Genomic DNA, 19,348 nt, shown 5'->3' on the forward strand with positions numbered 1-19,348 from the left:
CCATAAATCGATTTTCCCGCCACAGGACCATAAGGTTTTTCTATCTCCGTAATATATCTTAGGTGAAAGAATATCTGCCTTTTCACAATTATCAAATAATATATTTAACGCATTACCCTCCAACTCGGCATCATTATTAAGCAAAAGCACATATTCCGGATTATATCGGGACATTGCATATTTGACAGCGCGATTATTACCCCCAGCAAAGCCATAATTACAATTAAACTTTAATAAATCAATCTTGGGCAATAATTTTAGCTGGTCATATGAACAATCCGTCGATCCATTGTCTGCAATAATTACCTTAGTGACAATATTGTTTTGCCATATTATCGATTTGGCAGCTTTCAGGGTTAGTTCTGAATTATTCCAATTTAAAATTATAATAGCTACGTTAACCATAACCAATACAAGTTAGATAAATTATTTATTTTATAATATTATTCTATTGAAATGAACAAGCAAACAAATTAATGCCCTTTTTAGCAACAGCCTTATACATATATAACAATATAAATATTTCCGTCACAAGCATCGATATTGAAGCCCCTGTCGATTTATAACTTGGTATCAATAATAGAGAGGTTATAATTAATACAACCCCGCTTAAAAGGTAAATAAACATGAATTTTTTCTCCATTCCCATATTCAACATGATCTGCATGCCATATATATTGTCCGTCAATATTAGGAGGGGAATAATTGACATAATCTTAATTGCAAGCGATATTAATTTATTATTTTCACCTGAAACTATTTTAGACAACACATCTGATCCAAAATAAATAAACACAGACAAAAACAAAAATAACGGCAATGCAAACAAATACACTCTTTTCAATAATTTTAATGCTTGGTATCTATCCTTTTTAAATAACAAGCCCACCCTGGGAAAAATTCCATTTGCAATAGGTACAACCATATTAGCAAAAGCCCATACAATTTTTTGTGCAATAGAAAATATACCAACATACTTATAATCTGTTGTTATAACGCCAAGAAGAAAGATATTTGTATTTCCCACAAGGGAAACCGCCAGTGATGAAACAAATATAGCCCAACCACCAGCCAACAATTCTCTAATATGCTTTATACTGGGCTTCACCAAATCTAGGATATCCATACGATGAATCAATAAAACACATATCAGGCCAGAGAACACAACTGTACCGTTAATTAGCAAGACAGCTAACGCAAGATCGTTTATATTTTTTACCAAAATGAATATTAATATGGTTGACAATAATCTCACTGTTATGTTTATAATTGCAACTGTTTTCATCTTCTCCAAGCCTTGGAGGAACCATACCGGAAACAATACGTTTCCCAAAATAGCCAAACAGGTTAAATAATAAACAGTAGAGAATTGTCCGAATTTATGAATAAATCGGGTTAATATAAATATAACCCCGAAAGAAATAACTGCAAATATAGATTTAATCGCTGTAACATTAATAAATATTTTAGAAAGTTCTGATCTATTATCACGGTTTATTGAAACATCTCTTGTGGCTGACAGATTGAAACCATAATCGGTAAGAACCACAAAATATTGAATAAAGGCAGCGGAAAAAGCAAGTACTCCAAAATTACCAGTCCCTAAAACTCTTACTAGATAGGGGAAGGTAATTAGTGGCAATACATAATTAGCAATTTGCAAAATAAATAATGCAGATACATTTTCAAATATTTTATTATGAAATAAACTATGCATTATAGGGATTCATTACTATTTACCAAATAAAACGATGCTTGGTCTCCGGCACTATTTTTATTTAACTTAATTGCTTGCTTCTTGAATTTCCTAATCATGTTTAAGGCGAAAATAGATTTTTTTGGGCTTACGGCATAAGAATTTTCCGAAAATAAGGGAATGCCTTTTATGTATTGCTCGCTTCCCCAAAATTGAAATGGGTTTGAATCATATACCGTAGACAGCACCGCCATACCAACCTTTTTTGAAAGAATATTTATGCTTTTAATAGAAAATATATGAAAATGCCTTGGGGCATCTATTTGCACCCAATCAACCGAATATTTATTCATGGCATAAGAATCAGCCAAGGGGGTTCTTATAATAATGATACCCTTATCCGCAAGGAGGGCTTTTGCCTTGTTCAGTTCAGCAAAAGGATCGCAAATATGCTCAAGTGAATGATTGAAAATAATAACATCCCATTTGCCACTTATTGCACTAATATTTGACTTTATAATTTTTAAATTATTTTTATAATTGATATCTTTTTCAATAAATGGATCGATGCCCAGAATATTCGTAAATCCCAAGTCTTTGAGTTCATGGAGAATAGCTCCAGAACCACAACCTATGTCCAATATTGATGAATTAACAGTCAATTTGATATGAGCTAAAAAACCTAATCGGTCATTGGGAAATAATTCACTTAATAGCAGCCCTAAAATATTTTTCCTAAATACTGTATAGCTGTCTCTTATATTTACAAAGTATTTGAATATTTGATTTCGTCCCCTTTTAATTTGATCTAAAGAAAAGCTATAATAATTACTAGAATATTTATCGTAAATATCTTTGGGTATATCGGCAATTTGCAAACACTGACATTCCGCGCACTGAAAGTATTTATACTTATCGCCATTTGTATACATTCTGTCTCGAACCATATACACCATATTAGCGACATCATTTTGGCATATACGACATTTCATTTTTATCATGACAAGATATCCAATTTAACATCATGTAATCTATAAAATATCGCGTAAACAGTCCAGAACATAGTGCCATAACAAAATGATGTTATAATCACTTCGAACAGGCTGTTAAATATAGCCATTGTTAAAACAGGAATTAGCATTGCGCCTAAATATTTTATTTTCTTATTATCCCCAACCTTATAAAGTCTAGCCATTGTTATGTAAGGCATTAGAAACAGCGCAATAATTAACAATAATCCGACAGACCCAAAAGAAACGGCATAACTAATTAATATATTATTGGGATCTGCTACATAATTTAAAAAATCTTTAAACATATGCTGTTCAGGTCCCACCCCAATTATTATATTATTAATATATGCAATAAAGCCATCGTAATACATATACACCCGCACCAAAAACGAAGGATCTGTCTTCATGTGAATAAAACGGGTTGCTAAATAATAAATAAATTTATTAAATACATAATATAAAGGGATAATTAATAATATTCCGTATAATAGGTTTAAATAATTTATCTTCTTATAAGTTTTACGGAATAATTTGTTATATAAATAATATATCATTAATGTGGCAAATAATGAAACAAATGGTGCACGGGCCATTATTAAAATAATTACGACTATACTTACTATAAAATTAAAATAAATTAAACTTTTTATTATAAAACGATTATGCCAATAGTTTCTTGTCTGATATGTCAACATCAGCAAAAACATTGTAAGTGCGGCAACAAAAACAGATTTACCCCACCCCAAATCAAAACCCGTATGAAATTCCTGAAATGAATATCCGGAAATTGCAGTTCCTTTGATAACCGTCAGCAATAGCTGAATGATTATATAAGTATATACTAACGGGAAATAAGTGGTTAGAAATTTTTCCGTTCCTTTTTTTGAAATATAACCGTGATTGAATAAAATATATAGTAGCATCGGGATTATAATCATTGATAACGAACCCCGCAACCCTCGATAGATATTTACCCATTTTACAAAGGTTATTAATATCATAACCATGAAAGAAAACCATATTGTCAATATTTTGTCAATTTTAAATAATGGCCGGCCAATTAAAATGTTTTTGGAAAAATGGATGATGGCCAGCAATAAAATAAAATAAAAACCGGTATTTCTGTTAAGTGGCGTGAAATTCAATAAGATGCTTAGAAAAACAATAAACTCAGGGTATTTTAATGCTGAAATAAAAAACGGTATACAAAAAGCAACGCCTAAAGTAAGAAGCAAGGCAAGCCAATAGTTAAAAGAATAAAACGTTATTACTAAAACACCAATAATACTTAAAGCGCTTAATAAAATATACCTTTTATTAAATAAAATCGCTGCCATTTAACTGTTTTTTATAAATAAATTCAAAATTGAATTGATTTTACCTATCATTTCTTTATCGGTTTTGACCCATTCGATCCATCCTATTAAAATTGAATAAATAATGCTTATCAATAACCCACAGAAAAATCCCAAAATCACAATAATACTTTTCTTCGGCCAACTCTTCTTCCAGGGCGGGCTGGCCCTTTCCAGAAACTGGATCTTGGGAGTATCCTTGGCTTCCAGTATCTTGGCATGCTCCAGCTGTTCCACCAGCAGGGCATATACCTCCTGGTGTATTTTCACTGCGCGCATCCGGCGGGTCAGCTCAGCGCCGATATCAGGTGCTTTGGCAAAGGGAATGAACAGGGTTTTATCCTTGCCCCCCACCATCAGGTTGTTCAACTGCTGTTCAGCCTTGTCTATCTCGGTGGTTAATATTTTTATCTGGGAATTATCTTTGGTATTGTAGGATTTAAGGGCCTCCAGCTCTATTCTTTTGGTCATGATGTCAGCCTCTATTTTGGCCGACATCTCAATCAGGGCCTTCATCTCCTCGGTGATGGATACCGTCCGGAAGCGTTTTTGGAACACCCTCAGGGAGTCCTCCATCTCCCTTAACAAAACCTCCTCCTGGGCCACCCGGTTCTCGATGAACTCCCGGGCCCTCTGGCCCTGGGACATGTTGAGCCCGCTGTAGATGCTGTTCAGCACGTCTCCATAGCAATTGGCCACCTCGGCGGCTTTGTCGGCGCTTTTGTCCTCAACCGTGACCGTTATAAAGCGTTCCTCGGTCACTTTTATGGCAGTGGCCTTGTCCAGCTTCTTGTTCACGTTGTACATGGCTTTACCGGGGTCCTTGGCCCACTGCTTGTCCTTCTTGTAATGCTTCACTAAAGCGCACTGATCGATCACCCGGCCGGTGACTGCCCCGTTCTTAAGCATAAAACCAAAAATGTCCGATGGAGTCATCATTCCCGGCATAAAGCCCACCCCGCCCACTTCCGGATCGGAAGGCATGCCGGCCTTGAAGGCCAGGCTCATCAGGCTCATGCTCTGGCTGGCCGGAGGCATCAAGGTGGCGGTGGCCTTGTATTTTTTGGGGATCAGTAGGCTTAGCAATAGGGCGAACACGGTGAACCCGGCCGTGATCCAGATGATGGTCCTGCGGTTCTTGACCAGGATATAAAGCAGGTCATAAAAGCTATTGATCATATTCTATCGAACTCCGTAAATTTTGTTTTCCCTCTGTGTCTCCGTGACTCTGTGGCAAGATTCAATTGGCAACTGTCCAGACGATATAGAACATGGTCATCAGCTGGCCGGTGACGGATATGTAATCCCGCCAACCCTTGATCTGCATCTCCCCCACGATGACCACGTCGCCGGGCTCGATGGGGGTATCCTCCCTGGCCTTCAGGCTTTTGCCGCCCCAGCGGTTGATCCTGATGTTGCCGGTGCTGGCCCGCTCGCCGTAGCCCCCGGCCATCCCCAAATAATAGCTTAAAACCGTGCCCGGCTCAAAAACGAAGGTCCCGCCCTTCTGGACCTGTCCCACCACAGTCACCGAGGTGGGGGCGGTGGGAACAGTCACCACATCCCCCTCCTTTATGAGCACGTTTAGGGTTTGATCGCCGTCTATAAAAAGATTTTTATAACTGATGCTCTGAACCACATCCGGCGTGGCCACGTTCTCGATCTTGATGTCCTCTTTGGTGGCCACCGGAGTGATCCCTCCGGCCATTTCGATGATATCCAGCAATCTCTCCCCCGGCTTGATCTCGAAGATCCCGGGGCGGAACACCTGTCCCACCACCTTGATGTTGTTACTGTTCACCGGAACGAACAATACATCACCATCTTCCAGGATGGGGTTCTCCGCTTGCTGGTTCTGATAGAGGTAATGATACATGTCCAGGGTGTCCACCACCCGGCCTTGCCGGATAAGCTGGATGCTGCGGGGCGAGCCCTGCTCGTTGGTGCCGCCGGCGGCAGCCAGGGCCGAGGAGACCCGCTCCATAACCGGCAGGGGGTATATGCCCGGGGTGCGGACCTGGCCCAGCACCTGGATCTTCATCATCGGCTGGCTCCGCAGCTGGTATAGATCCCTGCCATCTGACCGCTGCTGGGCCAGCGACACCCCGGCAAACACAGCCAGCAGCGCGGCCAGGATCACTTTGGACTGGTATGACATTCTGCCTCCGTTATATTAATGCATAATAAAATGGCCGGAACGCTTCTATAGACGCCCGGCCAAATTAAACTATTAATTCGGGAATACTCTATGGGCGCCGTATTAAAACCTGCGGCAAAAAGCAATCAAATGGAACAACCGAAAAGCGCGACTATAATTGATTGACCGGGCCACAAACTTTAATACAGCAACTTGTTTCCCCTCATACTGTTAAACTTTACCGAATTGTATCTCAAAAATCGTTTTTTGTCAAGGAAATAATTCAATAAACAACTGTCATAACTTCAAAATCCCCCGGATCCAGCCGGATGCCAGGCAATTCATCCGGAGCTCCATCGTATTCCCTCTGCTCAATGAAATTTCGTTTCCTATGGGCCGAAAGAGAGATCCGGGAGGCCTTTTTGAAGCTGTTTCCAAACGTTACCTGCACCTCTTTTGGATCCAAGCTGTCATTCCATAAGATCAGGATCGATTCGCCATTCCTGGTGAAAGCGCGGCATTTTATCATCTCCCGGTCCTGATTTTCCTGATATTCAACGGCATCGGGCGCCGAGACGGCCCCGGATAAAACCCGGATCAAGGCCCGATAACAATCGAACATGCTGCTTTTCTGGCCGTTTGCGGAATGCACCAGGGCAAAATCAGGCGGATGGGCATCGTGGGGGTAATCATAAGCCTCGTACTGGATGAATACCTGAACCCCTTCGAAAGCGTTGATGGCCAGCATCCTGGCAAAAGCCAGGGCGGCTTCCCGGTCAGCACCAGCCTTATACGGCAGGCCGCACTCGGTGAACCATATCGGCTGGGCTATTTTCTTTTGGTGTAAATAGTTTTTTATTTTTGTCAGATCGGCCCTGCCCTCAAAACCCTTGAGCCAATCCGGAAATCCTTGGGAACCGGAGACACTGTCGCGGGCCGGCGGGTAGGCCCCGGGATAGTTGTGCAGGCATAATGCGTCAACCAGGCCGAACATTCCCCTCCTTTGCAGTGAATCAAACAGGGCAAACCCCGGACCGCTGCAGTTGATGACATCGGGGGTGAATCCCGGGGTCAGGATCACTGCCGTGGGATCCCGCTTTCGGATCACCCGGTTGGCGATCCTTATTATCCGGTATAAAACCTCGGTTTCTTTCTGCCCTATCCTGTTGTCAAACCAGAACAGTTCCGGCTCATTCCATATCTCCCAGTAATCCACCTCTCCGGCATAGCGGACGACCAGCTCCTTCAGGTATCTTTCATATTGAGCCAGGAAGGAATTCAATTCTTCCTTGGTGTATTCATGAGGATCGAATTTTATCCATCCGGGAACGTATCCGCAGAGCATCACGATCTTCGCCCCCAGCTTTTTTATGCGGTGAACCTGCCAGTCGGCCTCATCCCAATGGTAACGGTCCGGATCTCCCTGAATGGCCCAGGTGCCGGGGCCGTCCACCCGGAAGACCTGGCAGGGCAGGTCTTTCAGCACCTCCATATCCCTTTCGGCCGCCTCTCTGCCGGGGGGTTGGCGGGAAAAATGTTCAATGGTTCCGAATATCGGATAAGCCAACCGGGCGCTGCAGTTGATGTTGGCAGATGCGCTCAGCGATCCGGACGAGGCAGCAAGGTTCAAAAGAAAGTCACACACATTGAGGGACCTGAAATTCAAAGTGCAGAGGCGTGATCCCCCCAAAGGGACTGTGCGGCATACGGCTTTGAAACCTTCGATATTTTCGCCGGACATGGCCAGATCGATGGTTTTTTCCCTATCGCACTTATTGGTCAACAAGACCTGAAGGCCGGTCAAATGTCCATTTATAGCCACGACATTTTTAGGCCGATGGGCCAACTCAATGCCATCTCCTTTTATTTCCACGGACATAGGGGCAGATCTCTCATCCATTTTAACTTCCGAAGACTGTCTGACGATCGATAACCTGATGGTATCAACCTGAGCCTGGATTTGCTGAAGAAAAACCGGGATCAGCAGGATGGTCAATATTCTTTTACTCATACATTCCCAAATAAAAAACAACGCCCCGGGTCACCCCGGGGCATTTGGTATTTTTGGTCAAATTTATTTGCGGCCGATCTTGACCACCTTGCCGCTTTTTATCTTCTTGGTGGCATTCCGGGTGTCCACCACCAGCTTGGCGTTCTTGACTATCATATTATAATCATAGCCGGTATGATCGGTGGTTATCAGGATGCAGTCAACCGACTTGATCAGCTGTTGGGTCAGCTTGGTGGATCTCATTTTTTTCCATCCGGTCTCCAGCTCCGGCACGAAGGGATCGTTGTAGATCAGGGTCTTCACCTTGGGGGCCAGCAGTTCGATCACCTTGATGGCCGGGGAGCTGCGGACATCGTCGATGTCCCGCTTGAAGGCCACTCCCAGCACCAGCACTTTGGAACGGGAGGCGGCCATTCCCTTGTCGCTCAGGGCGGCGATCACCTTGTTGACCACGTGGTAAGGCATGTTCTCATTGGTCTCGGCCGCCAGTTCTATGAAGTCGGTGTGAAAGTCGTACTCCTTGGCCTTCCAGGCCAGGTAGTAGGGGTCGATGGGGATGCAGTGTCCCCCCAGCCCCGGCCCGGGATAGAAGGGCATGAATCCGTAAGGTTTGGTGGCGGCGGCATCCACCACCTCCCACATGTCAACCCGGTCCATCCTTTCGCACAGGCAGGCCAGCTCGTTGACCAGGGCGATGTTGACGCTGCGGAAGATGTTTTCCAGCAGTTTGGTCATTTCGGCGGTGGACGGAGAGGAGACCATCACTATCTTCTCGATGATCTGGCCGTACATCAATTTGGCCATCTGGCCGCAGGCCGGGGTAAAGCCCCCCACCACGGTGGGGGTGGTGGCAGTGGTGAATTTCTGGTTGCCTGGATCTATCCGCTCCGGGGAGAAGGCCAGGTAAAAATCCCTGCCGGCTTTGAGGCCGGTCTTCTCCAGGATGGGCTTGACCACCTTGGTGGTGGTCTCCGGATAGGTGGTGCTTTTCAGGATGACCAGCATCCCCTTGTGAAGGTGCCTGGCAATGCCCTCTGTTGAATTAACGATGAAGCTGATATCGGGATCCTTGGTGGCGGTGAACGGCGTGGGAACGCAGATGTGGACTGCATCGCATTTTTTAAGGACACCGTAATCGGTGGTGGCCTTAAGCTTGCCTTGGGAGATCACCTCCTGGAGTTGTTTGTCATCGACGTCGATGATGTAATTCTTTCCCTTATTGATATTGGCAACCTTCCTGGGGTCCAGATCAATGCCGATCACCTCAAAGCCCGCCCTGGCAAACTCCACCGCCAGTGGCAACCCTACGTAACCCAGCCCGATCACCGCCACCCTGGCCTGGCGGGTCTGGATCTTTTGCTTAAGTTCCATGTTAGAACACCTTAAAATGTATTTGGATGTTTATTGTTATCTCTCTTTGTACCAGCGGTCCTTGAAATCCTGGTACTCCCGCTTGCCCTCTTTGATGTCGCGCCACCACCTTTCGTTCTCCCTATACCATTTGATGGTCTCCTTGATGGCCGCATCAAAAGTGTGCCGGGGCTTCCAGCCCAGTTTAAGCATCTTGGAGATGTCCAGCGAATAGCGCCTGTCGTGCCCCGGCCGGTCCTGGACGTATTTTTTAAGGCTGGCCGGCTTGTTCAACTCCTTCAGGATGATATCGGTGATCTGGATATTCTCCATCTCCTGACCGCCCCCGATATTGTAGATATCCCCGGCCTGCCCGTGGTGCAGGATGAAATCTATGGCCTGGCAGTGATCCTCCACATACAGCCAGTCCCGGACGTTCCGGCCGTCGCCGTAGATGGGAAGCTCCCTGTCCTCCAGGGCATTGGTGACGAAGAACGGTATCAGCTTCTCCGGAAACTGATAGGGCCCGTAATTATTTGTGCAGCGGGTGACCCGGACATCCATTCCGAAGGTGGTGTGATAGGACAGGGCCAGCAGATCGCCGGCCGCCTTGGAGGACGAATATGGGCTGCGGGGGTCCAATTTGTCGGATTCCACCGATGATCCGGTCTCCACGCTGCCGTAGACCTCGTCGGTCCCGATCTGGATGAACCCCTTGACCCGGTGGCGGCGGGCATATTCCAGCAGGGTATGGGTGCCGATGACATTGGTCTGGGTGAAGACGAAGGGATCGTCCACCGAGCGGTCCACGTGGGTCTCGGCGGCAAAATTGACCACCCATTCCACCCCCGGCATCAGGCCGTCGACCAGCCCGGCATCGCAGATATCGCCCTGAACGAACCGGTAATTCTTGTGGGATCGGATATCCTTGAGGTTCTCCGGATTCCCGGCATAGGTCAGCTTGTCCAGGTTGATGATATTATGATCCGGGTATTTGCCCAGCATCAACCGGACGAAATTGCTGCCGATGAACCCCGCCCCGCCGGTAATTAAAATTGTTTTGGCCATGATCGATACAGTTGGAGGTTTACAGTTCTGCGTTTTTCGTTCCCATTGACCAGTTCCCTGTAATCAGGTCCCTGAAGTCATCCGTCCTTGCGGTCCCATTTATAGGGCACATCGTTCTGGTGGGGGTCGAGCCGATATTCGTCGGGCTGGGAATAATTGTAGGCCTCGGAGGGGCAGTTGATCACCATGGCCTCATCGCCGGAGACGCATTTCCATCCGTGGTAGACGCCCTTGGGAACCTGCACCAGCATGGGGTTATGCTCGCCGATGAAGAATTCGTTGACCTGGCCGTTGGTGGCCGAGTTTTCGCGGTTGTCGAACAGCACCAGCTTCAGCATGCCCTTTACGCAGACGATGTTATCGGTCTGGGCCTTGTGATAATGCCACCCCTTGACCACCCCGGGATAGGTGGTGCTGAGGTAGACCTGGCCGAATTTTTGGAAGACCTCGTCGTCGCAGCGCAATATCTCCATCAGCCGGCCTCGCTCATCGGGAATGACCTTCAGTTTTTTTATCTTGACGCCTTCGATCATTTTACTGCTCCCAAACAGATGGTTTTAAATTATACCCGGTCCAGCCAATACTGATAAAGTTCCCTCAGCGTCCGCTCGATCCCATATTCCGGCTGCCAGCCGGTCTGCCGGCTGATCTTGCCGTTGTCGCCCCACAATATCGGAAGGTCCAGGGGACGGAACCTCTGGGGGTCGGTCCGAACCTCTATCTTTTTGCCCGATAACTTTATCAACATCTCCAGAGCCTGCTGAATGGTGATGTTCTTGCCCGAGCAGACATTGTAAACCTCCCCGGGCTGGCCCGCTTCAGCCAGCAGAACGTAGGCCTTCACTATGTCCCTTACATCCGAGATGTCACGCCGGGCGCTGAGGTTTCCCACCAGGACCACCGGATCGCTCCCGTGTTTTGCGATCCCGGCTATCTGCCGGGCAAAACTGGGCAGGGCGAACATCTCCGGCTGCCCCGGACCGGTATGCGGGAAGGCCCTGGCCACTATCGTATTCATCTGATAGGAGTGAAAATACTGGATGGCCAGCTGCTCCTGGGATATCTTGCTGACGGCGTACGGGCTGGCGGCGTTGTAGGGATGGTCCTCCTGGACCGGATCGGAGGTGTCGGTCAGGCCGTAGACCTCGCAGGAGCTGACCATCACCAATTTACATTCCGGGACGGTTCTCCGCATCTCCTCCAGCAGGTTCACCAGGCCGATGACGTTTATCTCAAAGGTGTCCACCGGCTTTTGGAATGATACGGCCGGTGAGCTCTGGGCCGCCAGGTGGTACAGGCATTGGGGCCTGGCGGTGGCCAGCGCCTGGCGCAGCCCCTGGCCGCTCCGCAGGTCTATCCGGAAAAGGGCGCAGCTATCTTTGAGCTCTCCCACCGCCGGCTCATCAAAATAACTACCGGAGACCTCATGCCCGGCGGATATCAGATGCCGGGCCAGATGATGGCCCACAAAACCCTCTATGCCGGTGATGAAAACCCTCACTTCATCCGGTTTTTATAGATTTTTAAGTCGGCATCGACCATCATTTTCACCAGCTCCTCAAAGGGCACCTTGATCTCCCATTTGAGGGCCTTCTGGGCCTTGGTGGAATCGCCCAGCAGCAGGTCCACCTCGGCCGGGCGGACGAACCGCTGGTCGATCTTGACGTAATCGTTGTAATCCAGACCGACATGCTCGAAAGCGATCTGGCAGAAATCCCGCACCGAATGGGTCCGGCCGGTGGCGATCACATAATCGTCGGGCTGCGGCTGCTGCAGCATCAGCCACATGGCCCGCACATAGTCGCCGGCAAAGCCCCAATCCCGCTTGGCGTCCAGGGTCCCCAGCCGAAGCTCCTTCTCCAGGCCCAGCTTGATCCGGGCCACGGCATCGGTGATCTTCTTGGTGACGAACTCCTTGCCCCTTCTGGGCGATTCGTGGTTGAACAGGATGCCGGAGCAGGCAAAGATATTGTAGGATTCGCGGTAGTTGATGGTGATCCAATGGCCGTAGACCTTGGCCACGCCGTAGGGGCTGCGGGGATAGAACGGGGTCAGTTCGGTCTGCGGCGTCTCCCGGACCTTGCCGAACATCTCCGAGCTGGAGGCCTGGTAGAATTTTATCCTGGGATTCACCAGCCGAATGGCCTCCAGCATCCGGGTCACCCCCAGGGCGGTGAACTCCCCGGTGAGGACCGGCTGGTCCCAGGAGGTGGGGACGAACGACTGGGCGGCCAGGTTGTAGACCTCGTCGGGGTTCGCCTGCTTGATCACGTTGATCATGGAAAGCTGGTCCAGCAGATCCGCCTGCACCAGTTGAACCCGGTCCTTGATATGCTCTATCCGTTCAAAATTCTCGGTGGAGGCCCGGCGCACCATGCCGTAGACCTGGTAGCCCTTCTCTAAAAGAAAATCGGCCAGGTACGATCCGTCCTGCCCGGTGATTCCGGTAATCAAAGCTTTCATAAATTACCTGTTTTTATATTTATTGATATTCAGACCTGTTGTTGGTGATATTCATTCCTAAAATTTCAACAGCCCTGCCTGGAGAAGCCGGTTGCCCGGTCAATTCTGGCTTGGCCGGCAGAGAACCCCACCGCTCCGCTTTCCTGGGTTCTTATTTACTGCCTGGCGCCCGCCGGTGCCGGACCATAGCCCGGCAGGTTTGGAATAATGGCGGAGAGACTGGGATTTGAACCCAGGATACCTTGCGGTATACACGCTTTCCAGACGTGCTCCTTCGGCCGCTCGGACATCTCTCCGTTTTTGATAATCGTATATAGATATTAGATCACCGGGTTCTCAATATTTATTTTTCAGCCCGGCATTCAAGATCAGAATTCGGTGGCCCCGCTGAAATTGAAGCTCTCCAGCTTTAAGGCCGGGACCAGGATGCCGTTGGCAAAGCGGTTGCCATAAGCATTGTCCTCGGTCACCAGGCTGGTCTTCCTGGAGATGGCGGATACCTTGGACAGGGTTTTCAAAACGCTCTCGGTGAACCGAAGGTTCTTGACCGGCTTGGTTATCTTTCCGTTTTCTATCAGGAAGGTCCCGTCGCGGGTCATCCCGGTCAGGGACACCTGCATGGGATCGATCAGGTTGCAGTAATGGAACCGGGTGACATAGATGCCGCGCTCGGTGGTGCTGATCATTTCTTCGATCGATGACCGGCCGCCCTTCATCTCCAGGTTCAGGGCCATGGGAAAGTAGGCCGGGGCCGGCAGGGCATGGCCAGTGGATCTTTTATTTTCCTTATACGCCGTGTAGGAATCGTAGACCACCCCTTTGGCAATGCCCTGGTCTATCAGGGTCACCTTCTGTTTGGGCACCCCCTCGAAATCGAAGGGAAAGGCAAAGCCTTTTTTATTGTAAGGATCGTCTAAAATGGTGATCTGGGGATCTACCACCGGCTGGCCTATATTCAGGCCGATGAAGCTGCGCCCCTCCTGAACCGCCATGGCCGAGAACCCGGTGTAGTTCATGAATTCCACCAGGGTGTACACCGCCATGGCCTCCAGGATCACCGGATAGCGCCCGGGCTTGATGTCGGCCGGGTTCCGGCTGTCCACCGCTTTTTTGACCGCGCTGTCGGCGATGGCGTCGATGTTTATCTTCCCTGCATCGCGGGAGGCCCCCTGGCCGTAGCCCGAACCGGTATCGCTCATCACTACGGTGTTGAGATTGGCGTCGGTGGAACAATTGTATTGCATTACGCCCAGCGAATTGGCGATGCCGATCTCCACCGTTCCGGTGCTGAAAGCCCCGAAGGCCCTGGCCTTATGCTTCTCCGCTTTGCGGCAAATCCTGCCCACCGCTTCGGCCCTTTGGGCCGGAGTGATCTGGGCCGTTTCCTCCACATAAAGATCGGGCGCCTGGCGGCCGGCTTTTTCCGGGCCGGGCAGGGATACGAAATCGGGGTTATCGTGCTGCAGTTTGGCGATGCTGCAGGCCTGGGATACCGTATCCCGGATGCTCTGCTCGGTGAGTATGTTGCTGGAGGCCATCCCTATCTTCTGGCCGAATACCGCCCGCACCGATATGGTCCCGTTGCGCTGGGCCACATTCTGGTGGATGTAGGAATTGGCGAAGCGGGTCAGGGCCGAATCCTCGGCGGTTATGAAGACCTCTGTCTGGTCGGCCCGGGAGGCGGACAGCGCCAGCCGGAGCATCTTTTTTATTTTAGCCTGCCCGTACATGAAAATATCTCCCGGATGTAACTAAGAGGTGTGATTATATCAATAATTGAATTTAAGGTCAAGCAGAATAAACGCTTTGCCGGGGAGGTTGGGCAGAAATCAGAGCCCAAAGGCTCACCACTTGCTGCGGTAGGTATAGTTCAGCACCGTCTCGCCGTCCCTGGCCACCGGGATGACGAACTCTATCGTGGTGGCGTCCTTCTTGAGATATTTATGGGAATTCTGGGTGATCTTCCAGTCGCCGGATAGGTGCTCCACCACCACAATCTCGGCCGATTCGTCCTTGTGGTTCCGCAGTTTCACTTCGATGGTCTGCTCCTGGGTGCGGTCGTTTATCCGCTTGTAATCCTTCTGACTCCTCTCCCCCACCAGATCGAAGGCATTGCCCAGAAAGATCCGCAGCTTCTCGTCCTTGGGAGTGTGGCCGATCAGGTCCTCGCCGATGAACTGCTGGGTCCCGTCGCTGTCGAGCTTGTAGGTGCGCACCTTGCCGGCCGGCAGGGCCATCCCCAGCCCCGAAGCCTTGTCGTTGCGGAACTCCAGGTTGACCCTGATGTCCCTGGCGTTAAAGGCCCCGTCGTAAATATAGACCTTTTTGATCTTGACCTCGGCGTTGGGGAACAGCGACACCTGCTTGATCTGGTTGTCGGACACCGTGGCCCGGCGCTGCAGAGTGTACAGGTGATATTCGAAGAAAGCCTTCTCCTCGAACTGCGGGGCGGCTTCGGCCAGTGAGCTCTTATCCATGCGACCGGTCCTCAACTGTGGCAGGGATTGAATCCGGTTGACATCGCCGGCTATCAGCTTGAGTTTGGCATTTTCATAGGAGGCCCCGGAGCGGTTGTCCAGCGACACCCAGGCCCCCAGGTTGAGGCTCTTCTCATCCTGGTCCAGCACCGCCACATACTCGGCGTGCCATCTGATCCCGCCGGTCATGTAGGATATCTGGCATTCCTGGTCTTTCGGCCCCCGGTTGTCGGCCAGCCAAACCAGGGTGGGCTTGGTGATCAGTCCCTGGGGCAGGCTGGGGAACTCGATATTCTGCAGGTTGTCGGTCAGCCGCAAGGTGATGATGTTCCCCCCGGTGTTGAGCACGATATTGGACCCGTCGTGGGACATCAGGATTCCCTCGTAGGTCTTGCCCAGGGAGGAGATCACCCTTATCTTCTGGTCTATATACCGCTCCATCAATTTGGCCGGGCTGACCAGGTCGAACTGGTAGTTCTGCTCCAGGATGGCCACCTTGTCCGGCGAGGTCAGCGATTTGAAGTGCACCGAGGTGGGGTCGATCTGCGATGGTACGTCGCTCAGCCGGAGCTCCGATCTGCCGCTGCCGATCCTCAGGTTTCTGACCTCGGTGACCAGCCCCAGGTCGCTGTTATATACGGTCAGGCTGATGTCCTTCCTCTCCTGGCCGGCTGCCGGCAGGCAGGCCAGGATTGTCAGACCGGTGATCAATAGCTTCTTCATTTTACCCCTTCCTGATTTGATGGTTGGTTTTAAGTATAGGTTATAAATTTTCATTAGTCAAGGGTTATCATCGGCCGTTCGCTTTGCCCAAGCTGCCGTTAGGCCGTTCGTTTTGCCTTGACTTTAAATTATAAAAAACATATACTTAGACGTTAATTTATATCTAACCACCTGATCGGACGTCCAATGCGGCTACCTTCAGAGACCAAACAACAGCTTTTCATCAAGAACCTGTTCTCCGAGAACGGCCTATTGTTCTCGGGCACCGGGATATTCCTGGCGGTGGCCGGGACCCGGACCACGGAACAGGCCTTCTTTCTGGGCAGCATCTGCCTGGCGCTCATCCTGGTCAACAGCATCGCCTCCTCCATTGCCGGCGATATATTCCGTTACCGGATACCCCTGTGGGCCATGGCCCTGGCCTCGGCGGTGATGCTGGCGATCATCAGTTCCGCTTTTGCCGCCCGGCTGTCGCATCTTCCCGAACACACGGTGACCATCATGTATCTTCTGGCCGCCGGCCCGGTGGTGTTCTCCCGGGCCCAGGCCTTCTCCCACACCACCTCCCTGGGCCGGGCGGTATTCGACGCCTCCGGCCAGGGCGCCGGCATACTGCTGGTGATGCTGGCGGTGGCCTTCGTGCGGGAGCTGATCGGCAAAGGCTATCTGTCAGGCGGCCTGCTTTTCAGCCGCCCCCCCTGGCCCATGCTGGGCATGGCCTTCGGCGGGATGCTGTTTACCGCTCTGGCCATAGTGATCTACCGGATATCAGCCCCGGGAGGCCGAAAATGACAGCCCATATCGCCATCGCCTTCCTGTCCGGCCTGTTCCTGTATCAGCCCCTGATAAATTTCGGGTTGATCCCCTCCTCGGCCGAGGGCATGTCTGGCCAGCCCTATCGGGCACTGGGATACAGCCTGGCCGGGGGGATACTGATCGCCCTCTTCGGTTTCTCATCATGGATCCTGCATTACCTGGTGCTGGGCCCGCTGAAAGCCCTGCCCCTGGAGCTGCCCCTGCTGATGCTATTGATGTGGGGCTGGCACTATCTGATGCAGCGCACTTTCGGCAGTCGCTCCTTGGTCGGCCGCCACCTGCCGTTCTATTTTTTGAACATCGCCGTGCTGGGGTCCGGCCTGCTGCTGATACACTATACCCCGGACGGCATTCTGACCGCCCTGAGCCGCGTTATCGGCATCTCCCTGGGCTTCATGATATCCAACCTGCTGATATCTTTCTTCCGGGAAAAATCCGAACGGGGATCGTTCAGCCGGGCCCTTCGAGGGTGGCCGGCATACCTGCTGGTCTGCTCGGTGGTCTGGCTTTCATATCATGGGATATCTCTTTTATTTTAGGGAATTGATTCTGCCATGGCTACAAAATTTACCGATGGTTTTTTGAAACTTCTGCCCGGCCTGGACTGCGGGCTTTGCCGGCTGGAGGACGGCTGTCTGGGATATGCCCAAAGGCTGGCCCAGGGCGAGCCCGATATCAGCCGCTGCCTGCCCGGCGGCGAGAACCTCAAGGCCAAACTGGCCGAACTGCAGGCCGAGACGGTGATGCCCAGGTCCAGCGTGGCCCCGTTCGTCAACTGCCAGGGATCGGCCGAGAACGCCCGGAACCGTTTCAATTATTTCGGGGTGGACAGCTGCCGGGGGGCCATGCTGTTATATGGAGGGAACCGGGAGTGCATTTACGGCTGTCTGCGGCTGGGCGACTGCATCACGGCCTGCCCTTACGGGGCCATCAGCCTGACGCCCCAGGGACTGCCCAAGATCGACTACTCCAAATGCACCGGCTGCGGACGCTGCACCAACGCCTGCCCCAAGGGAATCCTGAAACTGGCCCCCAAGACCCAGCAGATATACCTGGCCTGCATCTGCCAGGCCAAATCGGAGGATCTTCCCGGCCAGTGCCGGCAGGGCTGCTCCACCTGCGGAAGCTGCTTGAAGGAATGTCCCTACGGGGCCATCGTCTGGGACGGCTCCCTGCCGAAAATAGATTATGACAAGTGCCGTTCCTGCTCCATCTGCGTTTACAAATGCCCCCAGAGATCATATCTGGACCGCATTCCCAACCGGCCCACCGCCTTCATCGGCCTGCAGTGCAACGGCTGTCAGCAGTGCAAATCGGTCTGCCCCACCGACTGCATCATCGGCAAGAAGGGCGAGCACCACAAGGTGATGCGCGGCCAGTGCATCGGCTGCGGACTGTGCTTTGAGGTCTGCCCCACCAAGGCCATCACCATGCTGGGGGCCCTGGGGCATGTTGACCTCACCCGTTTTTAAATTAAAAATGCAAAATGCAAAATTAAAAATAGCGGCCTTGACATATATCCTGCTGTTGGTTCTTATAACTGTTCCTGCAGGTCAGGCTCAAAGTATAGACCAGAGATTGTACGACCAGATCCATACCCGCTGGCAGCGGGATTGGCTGGACGACCCCATGCAGTTCTGCACCGATATCGGAGAGGCCGAAATGGGCATAGCCATCTGCGCCGGAGTGGGGCTGTTCGGCAGCCAGAAGGCCCGGCACAGCGCCAAGCTGGCGCTTTTCGCAGACGGAGCCTCGGCCGCCATGACCTACGGTCTGAAGAACCTGATCAACCGGGACCGGCCGGAGGGCCCCACCGAGCGTTCCAATTCATCCTTTCCCTCCGGGCATGCCACCGGGGCCTTCGCCCTGGCCACCGTCTTCTCCCATCAGTACCCGAAGCTTTCCATACCATTATATACGGCGGCCGCCGGTGTGGCGGTGTCGCGGGTATACCTGGGCCGGCACTACCCTTCGGATGTTCTGGCCGGAGCGATCATCGGCTTTGGCACCGCCAAGCTGACCCTGCATTACAAGGAGAAGATACTGGGATTCGAATTCGACACTTTTTTGCACGACCTGTTCTGCAAAAAAGACGAGAACCCGGATACATCACCCTGATTTTCGAAACAGGTCAACCCGAATGAAGCCATATATCTGCCCTTTTTATTACACCAATCATACTTCCCCGCTTTCTCTTATAACTAAGAGAAAGCTCCAAAGAGAAGTTTTAGGGGACGGC

At 50.6% G+C, this 19,348-nt stretch carries 18 protein-coding genes and 1 tRNA gene; 4 read left to right on the top strand and 15 right to left on the bottom strand.

The genetic code is table 11. The annotated features are described in order from the left end of the window. The 15 genes from RDU76_10080 to RDU76_10150 form a co-directional block, all read right to left on the bottom strand. The coding region (locus tag RDU76_10080) for a glycosyltransferase (protein MDQ7799271.1) at positions 1 to 405 on the bottom strand (405 nt) is incomplete at its 3' end. Positions 406 to 448: 43 nt separating this feature from the next. Beyond that, positions 449 to 1,717 carry a flippase gene (locus RDU76_10085; GenBank protein MDQ7799272.1) on the bottom strand — a complete coding sequence of 423 codons (1,269 nt, stop codon included), beginning with the start codon at positions 1,715 to 1,717 and terminating at the stop codon, positions 449 to 451. After that, positions 1,717 to 2,697, bottom strand: a complete 981-nt coding sequence (locus RDU76_10090; GenBank protein MDQ7799273.1) for a class I SAM-dependent methyltransferase — start codon at positions 2,695 to 2,697, stop codon at positions 1,717 to 1,719. Before RDU76_10090 ends, RDU76_10085 begins: the two co-directional genes overlap by 1 nt. Further along, positions 2,694 to 4,046: an O-antigen ligase family protein gene (locus tag RDU76_10095; GenBank protein MDQ7799274.1), complete on the bottom strand. Its 1,353-nt coding sequence runs from the start codon at positions 4,044 to 4,046 to the stop codon at positions 2,694 to 2,696. The genes RDU76_10090 and RDU76_10095 overlap by 4 nt, the downstream gene beginning before the upstream one ends. After that, positions 4,047 to 5,243, bottom strand: coding sequence for a Wzz/FepE/Etk N-terminal domain-containing protein (locus tag RDU76_10100; GenBank protein ID MDQ7799275.1), 1,197 nt, complete (start codon positions 5,241 to 5,243; stop codon positions 4,047 to 4,049). It abuts the gene before it with no gap. Positions 5,244 to 5,304: 61 nt separating this feature from the next. Further along, complete coding sequence (locus RDU76_10105) at positions 5,305 to 6,222, bottom strand: SLBB domain-containing protein (protein ID MDQ7799276.1); 918 nt, start codon at positions 6,220 to 6,222, stop codon at positions 5,305 to 5,307. Between the two features lie 262 nt (positions 6,223 to 6,484). Then, complete coding sequence (locus RDU76_10110; GenBank protein MDQ7799277.1) at positions 6,485 to 7,984, bottom strand: hypothetical protein; 1,500 nt, start codon at positions 7,982 to 7,984, stop codon at positions 6,485 to 6,487. Between the two features lie 291 nt (positions 7,985 to 8,275). Then, positions 8,276 to 9,583 carry a nucleotide sugar dehydrogenase gene (locus RDU76_10115; GenBank protein ID MDQ7799278.1) on the bottom strand — a complete coding sequence of 436 codons (1,308 nt, stop codon included), beginning with the start codon at positions 9,581 to 9,583 and terminating at the stop codon, positions 8,276 to 8,278. Between the two features lie 36 nt (positions 9,584 to 9,619). Further along, on the bottom strand, positions 9,620 to 10,630 hold the full coding sequence (gene rfbB / locus RDU76_10120) for a dTDP-glucose 4,6-dehydratase (GenBank protein MDQ7799279.1): 1,011 nt from the start codon (positions 10,628 to 10,630) through the stop codon (positions 9,620 to 9,622). A gap of 77 nt (positions 10,631 to 10,707) precedes the next feature. After that, positions 10,708 to 11,163 carry a dTDP-4-dehydrorhamnose 3,5-epimerase family protein gene (locus RDU76_10125; protein MDQ7799280.1) on the bottom strand — a complete coding sequence of 152 codons (456 nt, stop codon included), beginning with the start codon at positions 11,161 to 11,163 and terminating at the stop codon, positions 10,708 to 10,710. A 29-nt stretch (positions 11,164 to 11,192) separates the two neighbouring features. Then, a complete protein-coding gene (locus RDU76_10130; protein ID MDQ7799281.1) occupies positions 11,193 to 12,131 on the bottom strand; it encodes a GDP-mannose 4,6-dehydratase in 939 nt (312 codons plus the stop codon). After that, positions 12,128 to 13,093: a GDP-mannose 4,6-dehydratase gene (gmd, locus tag RDU76_10135; GenBank protein ID MDQ7799282.1), complete on the bottom strand. Its 966-nt coding sequence runs from the start codon at positions 13,091 to 13,093 to the stop codon at positions 12,128 to 12,130. Before gmd ends, RDU76_10130 begins: the two co-directional genes overlap by 4 nt. Before the next feature lie 208 nt (positions 13,094 to 13,301). After that, positions 13,302 to 13,389, bottom strand: a tRNA-Ser gene (locus tag RDU76_10140). A 72-nt stretch (positions 13,390 to 13,461) separates the two neighbouring features. Continuing rightward, positions 13,462 to 14,823 (bottom strand): TldD/PmbA family protein, encoded by a 1,362-nt coding sequence (locus RDU76_10145; GenBank protein MDQ7799283.1) that lies wholly within the window; start codon positions 14,821 to 14,823, stop codon positions 13,462 to 13,464. 114 nt (positions 14,824 to 14,937) lie between these two features. Further along, a complete protein-coding gene (locus RDU76_10150) occupies positions 14,938 to 16,293 on the bottom strand; it encodes a DUF4139 domain-containing protein (protein ID MDQ7799284.1) in 1,356 nt (451 codons plus the stop codon). 186 nt (positions 16,294 to 16,479) lie between these two features. On the opposite strand from RDU76_10150, the gene RDU76_10155 reads away from it, so the two are divergent. From RDU76_10155 to RDU76_10170, 4 genes are all read left to right on the top strand, one after another. Continuing rightward, entirely contained in the window at positions 16,480 to 17,085 is a 606-nt protein-coding gene (locus tag RDU76_10155; protein MDQ7799285.1) for an Rnf-Nqr domain containing protein, read from the top strand. After that, positions 17,082 to 17,648 carry an Rnf-Nqr domain containing protein gene (locus RDU76_10160; protein MDQ7799286.1) on the top strand — a complete coding sequence of 189 codons (567 nt, stop codon included), beginning with the start codon at positions 17,082 to 17,084 and terminating at the stop codon, positions 17,646 to 17,648. The genes RDU76_10155 and RDU76_10160 overlap by 4 nt, the downstream gene beginning before the upstream one ends. Positions 17,649 to 17,663: 15 nt before the next feature. Further along, positions 17,664 to 18,581, top strand: coding sequence for a 4Fe-4S binding protein (locus RDU76_10165; GenBank protein ID MDQ7799287.1), 918 nt, complete (start codon positions 17,664 to 17,666; stop codon positions 18,579 to 18,581). A gap of 106 nt (positions 18,582 to 18,687) precedes the next feature. Next, positions 18,688 to 19,227, top strand: coding sequence for a phosphatase PAP2 family protein (locus RDU76_10170; GenBank protein MDQ7799288.1), 540 nt, complete (start codon positions 18,688 to 18,690; stop codon positions 19,225 to 19,227). Positions 19,228 to 19,348 lie beyond the last annotated feature (121 nt).

The sequence above is a fragment of the Candidatus Edwardsbacteria bacterium genome, from assembly GCA_031082425.1.
Lineage (GTDB): Bacteria > Edwardsbacteria > AC1 > AC1 > EtOH8 > UBA2226.